The following is a 6,635-nucleotide window of genomic DNA, read 5'->3' on the forward strand; positions in this document are numbered from 1 at the left end:
TTTGTTAGTTAATGGTTTGAAAAATTTTTACATTTTTATTATTTAAACCATTTATAAATTCAAACCACCAATGTAGAAATTTTCGCTAGAAGAAGGGTTTCCTGTATAGGAGATTTCAATTCGGTACCTAAAATTTTATTAACTTCATTTTACACCTTTTTTACTGTGGTTTGTGAAAAATATTTAGGTTCATTTAATGACGATATAAAATATAGACTTGCCCCTAAAACTGATCCTACAATAAATCCTGAAGTTACATAGAATTACTTTATTTTGCCCAAAAAAATGCTAAATTTATCAACCTTTTTCCACTCACAATATATTTAAATAAAATAGTTACAATTAAAATATTAATGTTATGTTTGTTGGTCCAATATTATGATAAGTTTTGAGGCTTGTTTTAATTAATGTGGTTTTGTGAGTTTTGTAAAGAAAAATTAAAGGTATTTTATTAATTTACTGTAAATCAGATTTGTTCTTGTGCAGAAAAAGTTAGCGGATAAACTTTAGAAACCCCTTTATCAAATTTTTTATGTAAGCTATACTTAATAAAGCTAAGGCTTTTTGTTTATCAGCGTTTGCAACTGCAGTTTTTACTTTTCGTTTTACCACTGTTTTTACAGATGATTTAAAAGAAACATTTTGCAAACGACGTTTTCTATTATTTTATTACGTTTTTTTTGTTGTTTAATATTAGCCATGATTATAATCTCCTTTTAGTTACTTAATTATCAATTTATTATTAATAACTCTACTGAGGATTATACCAAAATTTAGATAAAAAAGCAATAAAATAGTGTAATTATAGTGTTTTTTATATATCTTTGCATTGCATAATAAATTATGTAATATTTGTAAAAATAAAATTATGGAAACTTGTTTATGGAGATTTTTTTTATAACTCGAAACAATACCCAAAATTACTTTCAAATACTTATTCATTTAACTTTTTAAAAAATATTTTTTTCAAATGCATCAGGAGTAGCATAATTAAGTTATGAATACATTCTTTCTAAATTATAATATGACATATATTTACAAATAGCTTCAATCATAACTTTTTTACTAATAGTTCTAGGGTTTGGAATGCCATAATAAATACATTCACATTTAAAAGAAGAAAAGAAAGAAGTTAAATAAGACAAGGAGAAGATTGAATCTCTTTTTGAATCCTTTGTCTATCTTCAAAACTCTGAATTAAATTTTTGGTTTCTAAAATTTCTTCAACATCCAATTTATAATATGGAAATTTAAGATAAGAATGAAAAATGCAATCATTTTCAAATACATTTAATTTATCAATAGTATCTATAATTAAAGGTGTGCCTTCATAATTAGAAACATGATAAGCCAAAATTTTGCGACTATATGTATCTAGGACAACTGAAAAATATAAAACTTTATCCTGGTAATAAACTTCAGTAATACCACCACATAATAATCCTAAAAACCTAATAATCCTACAAAACCTAAATTATAAACAATTACAACAATTTATCTACCCCAAAAGAAAGGAAAACCCAAACTGTAATTGCAGTTTGGGTTATTTTAATAAAAATAATGATATATTTATAAGGAATCAAAAATCTTCAAAAAAAGCCTTAGATTTAAGAAACTTATCAGTTTCAAAAATTTCTTTCGAGTACCTTTTTCAAGAATTTTACCTTGTTCCATAAAATAAATGATGTCTCTTGAATGCTCTTTGAGCAAATTTCATTTCATGAGTTACAATAATAAGATTTATTTTTTTCTCTGATAATTTTTGTAAAGTTTGTAATACTTGCAAAGTAGACCAGGATTCAGGGCAGAAGTTGGTTCATTCAAAAGAATAACTTCAGGTTTCATACATAAAACTCTAGCAATAGCAACACGTTGTTTTTGTCCCCTTGAAAGAGTTTCTACTCTTTGATTAGCAAGAGCTTCTAAATCTAGTTCTTTCAACTGTTCTAAAGCATTTTCTTGACTTCTTGTTGTTTAGATAATTTTAATACTTTCATCGGAGCTAAAACAACAATTTTCTAATACTGTTTTTCCTTCAAATAAATTAAAATTTTGAAAAACCATTCCTACTTTAGTTCTTAAGATCAGATAATTTTGCTCCTTTATCTAAGATATTTTTTATTATCAATTAAAATTTGACCAGAATTAGGTTCTTCTAATAGATTAAAACATCTTAATAAAGTAGATTTCCCTGAACCTGAAAAAAAAAACCAATAATAGATTACTATTTTTGTTTTTTAATTTTTTAAATTAATATTTTTTAAAATCTCTTTTATCGCCAAACTTTTTACAAAGAAGATCTTCTTCAATTAAATATTGCATTCTAAACTCCTTTTTTTGTTTTCTAAATATTTAACCAAATAAATTAGCAATCGTCAATTAACACTAAATAGATACAAGCAGTAATAGCATAAGGAATACTTAATGCTTCCTGTTGAACAATTTGAGTTTTTGGCTTTCCATGCTTTCATCTAACCAGACCAGCAAACCCACCAAAACAAGCACTATCTTTAATATTTACAATAAATTGTTGTACTACAAAAAGAGCGATCTTTTAAGCGTTTTGAGAAAAATAACACAAAAAATGTTTGTCTTTGAGTCATTCCTAAAGCTAGAAAGCTTCTACTTGTCTCTTTATCAATAAAAAAAGAAAACTTAATATTTTGTAATAAAATATTTGTAATACTAACTGCTGAATTTAATAATAACACTATAATACCTGAATACATCGGATTTAATTCAGGATTATAAGCTCTCAACCAAAATGAACTATAATGTTTGAGTTGCTACTGGAATTGATTTAAAAATATAAAGTATTGCATCAAGCAAGTAAAAGAAAACTTTGTATTAACCCTACAATAAAGGGATTTTGTGTTTGATAATTAGGTTTAATACTTTTAATCCTTATTGAAAACAATAGCTAAGATAAAACCTACAATAACTCCATCTAATGCAGTAATAAGTAGTTTTTAAGGTGTGGCATAATCAGGTAAAACAAGAAGATACTTTTTATACAATTTAATCCTTGTTTTTGACTTAACTCTTTTAAAGATTGTTTCTACAACCATTTATTAGTTATTTCTTTAAATTTAGATATTTTGTCTTCTAAAGTTTTTATTCTATTTCGGTCTTGTTTGTCAGTTGGTTTTGATTGTTCTTCTTTTAATTCTTTGATTAACTCAATTATACGCTAACATCTAAACCATAACCCTCTAGAATAAATTTCTTCTTTTTTTAAAACTTCTTTAAAAGCATTATTAATTGGAGTAATTAATTTTGTATTACCTTTTTTAACTAAAATTCCTAAACCTGTAGGAGAAACAGTAAAACGAGCAACATCAGATATAATTGATATATGTTTTAATTCATCATTTTGCGAAGCATAATATTTAGTAATATAACTATCAAGTTACAAAATATCAGAAGCTTTATCTTTGACGCTTTGAGCACACTACATAACAGCATCATCAATAGGATTGGATTTAGTAATGTGTAATAAATTTCCTAAATGATCTAATATTTTCAATAACTTTATCAGCCACGAACCAGTGAAGAGATTAAAAATTTAATTGGGTCTTTGGAATCTTTTAATAACATATGTTTATGTTTACTTCTTTTTTAGCAAATCTTTAAAAACACTTGTCATCTTTTCTTACTAAAAGCCCTATGTTATCAAAGTATAGGCAATAGGAAAATCAAAGATTTTCTTTTCTTTTATCAGTAATACTAATGAAGAAATAATACGTCAACTGAACCATTTTTGAACAACGATAAACATCCCATCAAAAATCAAAAGACTAAATTTGCTTTTACATACTTTTCTTCTTGAGAGTAATGCTTTTACCTTCTTTATCGAAAATTAATCTATGGAAATCACCAAATATATTCACCTTGAATAGTTCTGTACTTTACTTGTATCTTTATCAGATTTGTGATCAAACTATTCGGAGCTGCATCAGCTACCACAGCGCCTCTTAAATATTTCTTAAATTATTAACTCTTTGAAAATAACCCATAAAATGAAGCCATACCCAAAAAATCATAGAAACATAAATAATAAAACATATGGTATATTTTAGATATTCTAATTTTTGTATTTTCTTTTTTCCTTTGAATCATAATATGTAATTTTTAACTTCTTTTCGTTTTTGGTATATGTAAAAACTATCTATTTGACAATTTAATTTAAAATATAAAAATAAGTATCATTGTATAATAGATACAACAATTTTAATATACTTATGAATATAAATCTATGTTTAGAGCATCTTTATAATTTTCATTTTTTAACACTTTTTATTTTATATATAATAAATATACTAAATTGTAATGTGCACTCATTTATAAATATTTTCAATTTCTAACAATATCAAACTTTTAATAACTAAAGATATTTTTTAAATAATACTTTATTATTTATAATACATAAAACAATTAAAATTAACATTTAATTAATATCAGTATAACTATTTTTATTATAAAGATTCAAAGGTAAAGAAATAAATATTGGGTTAATAATTAAAATTTGTTAATTATATTAATTTATCTTTATATTTTATAATAATTAATATTTGTTTTCTATCTTAATGTTGTTCTTCTCATTCTCCATTAATTTTATTAAGCACTACTTCAATTTTAATAAGTTTAATTTTTTTTCTAAATATTTGTAACATATTAATAAATTGAATTAAAACTATTAACAAGGAAAGTATTACAAATGGAGCAACTAAATCTCTTAACATTCCTGCGCATCTGTTATAACCAAATGACATATCCAATTAATGCAAATTAATCAGAAGAAAGTACAAAACAATATTAGTAACAAATTGTGCCCACTACTAAAGGAACTGATTTTTAATGCTTGTGGGAAAGTAACATATGAAGGTTTGTTTTTATTCAATCCTAAAGATTGTGAGCCGCTTCCTACTTGTCCTTTATCTACATTGAAGTTTGCATTAAAACAACAGCTAATATTAAAGCTGAATTTAATACAGTGACAACTAATAACATGGGCTTTGATGCATTTCTATTTATCAAAAAATATTCATTATTTAATATAATACAACAATTGTTTGTTTTGAAATATTAAAAAATAAAGTGAAGGCTCTTAATTTAGAAGTATGTCCTAATAAATAATTAAAACAAGAATACAACAAAATCGTAGACTTCTTCAGAAACTAGTCTTTTTTTGTCTGTAAATTAACTTTGTCTATGAGCCGCCTCTGAAACCCATCAAAACACCTTAAAGCACGAAATGAAACATATTTTACCGTTTTTTTTGGTTATAAACCTTTAATAGCAGTACTTTAGCCTTTAAACTTCGCTATTATATGCAAAAAATATTTTGTTTAGTTTTTTTAAGCATTTTTTATTTAAAAAATCACTTTAAGACTTAGAGTAAACTAGATAATTTCATATGCCAGGTATAAATAATTTAGGCTACACTTGTAAAAAGTGTATGTTTTTTACCATTTTGCTAGTTTCAAAAATCTATTTTTAAATATTTTGTCCCTAAACGCTATATATATAGGCCGAAAAAACGAAAAATTGCATATAAAACGACATTGATTAAATTTTTTTACCGAAATAATGCGAAATTGCCTTGTTTTTATGAAAAAAATATGACAAAACAACCTTTTTTTCAAGAGTTATAAGTTTATATATCCGTAATTTAAACTGTTTATCTAAGTTTTGAAAGTATTTTAAAGGAGATGATTATTTAATTAGTTAAAATCCATTATTATTTCAAAAGTAAATTGTTTTATTATTTTTTTGATTTTAGGTGTTTTTGAATATAAAAGGATGTTTGGTTGAATAATACTTTTCATCTGGCAAAAATTTTTAATGACAACGTATCTGCATTGAGATTGCTTCTGAGACGTATAATTAAAACCTTTTTAGGTGTCAAACTTTACTTTTAGGGTGATAAACTTTACATGGTCAAATGTATATGATTTTCGGAGGAATTTTTAATGGTGACATAAAAATTATTCTTTATCTTAGCGGTTGATGATGTGAAAAAGAGACAATTTGGTGTTGAAAAGAATCAATAACACATGAAAAATAGATAAAACCTTGGAGTTTTAAAATAAGTAATGTCAGTAAATATTTTTCATGGGTTGGGAGGTAATGATCTTGATTAATTAATTTGGGAATACACGAGGTTGGTTCAATTTTTATGATAATAATATTTATTTTTCTTAGCATAACTTGTAAATATTATTTTCTTTCATGATAAGGTCTTTTTTTATTAATAAATTCGTTAAAGAATTATTTGAGAAGTAAATCAGTAATTTTACGATGATAATGTAAAATATAAATGTTATAGCTTGCTAGAGAGTTTGAATGCATTGTTGTTGTAAAAAATATTTTGTTTGTTTTAATTTTAATTTTTTTTCAATTTTTAGCCAATAATAATAAGTACTGCGATTAATACGAATTGTTTTTAAAATAGTAGTTAAATTTAGGTCTTGAGAAAATTGTTTAACCAATTGAAAAACTATTTTTTTATTAATAGTTTGAATGTGGCAAATCATATTTTGTAATAATTTTATTTTTTTTCTTTAATTTTTGCATTATTAACACCAAATTCATCTAATACTTTTTATTTATTTTCAAAAATATTAAGCAATACA

Annotated in this window: 4 protein-coding genes and 1 pseudogene; all 5 read right to left on the bottom strand. The window is 24.3% G+C overall.

Annotation, left to right across the window (positions count from 1 at the left end; all coding sequences use genetic code 11):
• Positions 1–456: 456 nt before the first annotated feature.
• The 5 genes and pseudogenes from rpsT to ACEW7V_RS03310 all read right to left on the bottom strand — a co-directional run bounded on the left by rpsT (position 457) and on the right by ACEW7V_RS03310 (position 6,536).
• Positions 457–701: pseudogene (gene rpsT / locus ACEW7V_RS03290) on the bottom strand (30S ribosomal protein S20).
• 431 nt (positions 702–1,132) lie between these two features.
• Positions 1,133–1,354: a hypothetical protein gene (locus ACEW7V_RS03295; protein WP_374695432.1), complete on the bottom strand. Its 222-nt coding sequence runs from the start codon at positions 1,352–1,354 to the stop codon at positions 1,133–1,135.
• Between the two features lie 386 nt (positions 1,355–1,740).
• Positions 1,741–1,941: an ATP-binding cassette domain-containing protein gene (locus ACEW7V_RS03300; RefSeq protein WP_374695433.1), complete on the bottom strand. Its 201-nt coding sequence runs from the start codon at positions 1,939–1,941 to the stop codon at positions 1,741–1,743.
• 161 nt (positions 1,942–2,102) lie between these two features.
• A complete protein-coding gene (locus ACEW7V_RS03305; protein WP_374695787.1) occupies positions 2,103–2,228 on the bottom strand; it encodes an ATP-binding cassette domain-containing protein in 126 nt (41 codons plus the stop codon).
• A gap of 4,104 nt (positions 2,229–6,332) precedes the next feature.
• On the bottom strand, positions 6,333–6,536 hold the full coding sequence (locus ACEW7V_RS03310) for a hypothetical protein (protein WP_374695434.1): 204 nt from the start codon (positions 6,534–6,536) through the stop codon (positions 6,333–6,335).
• Positions 6,537–6,635: the final 99 nt, after the last annotated feature.

It is taken from the genome of Areca yellow leaf disease phytoplasma (assembly GCF_041920595.1).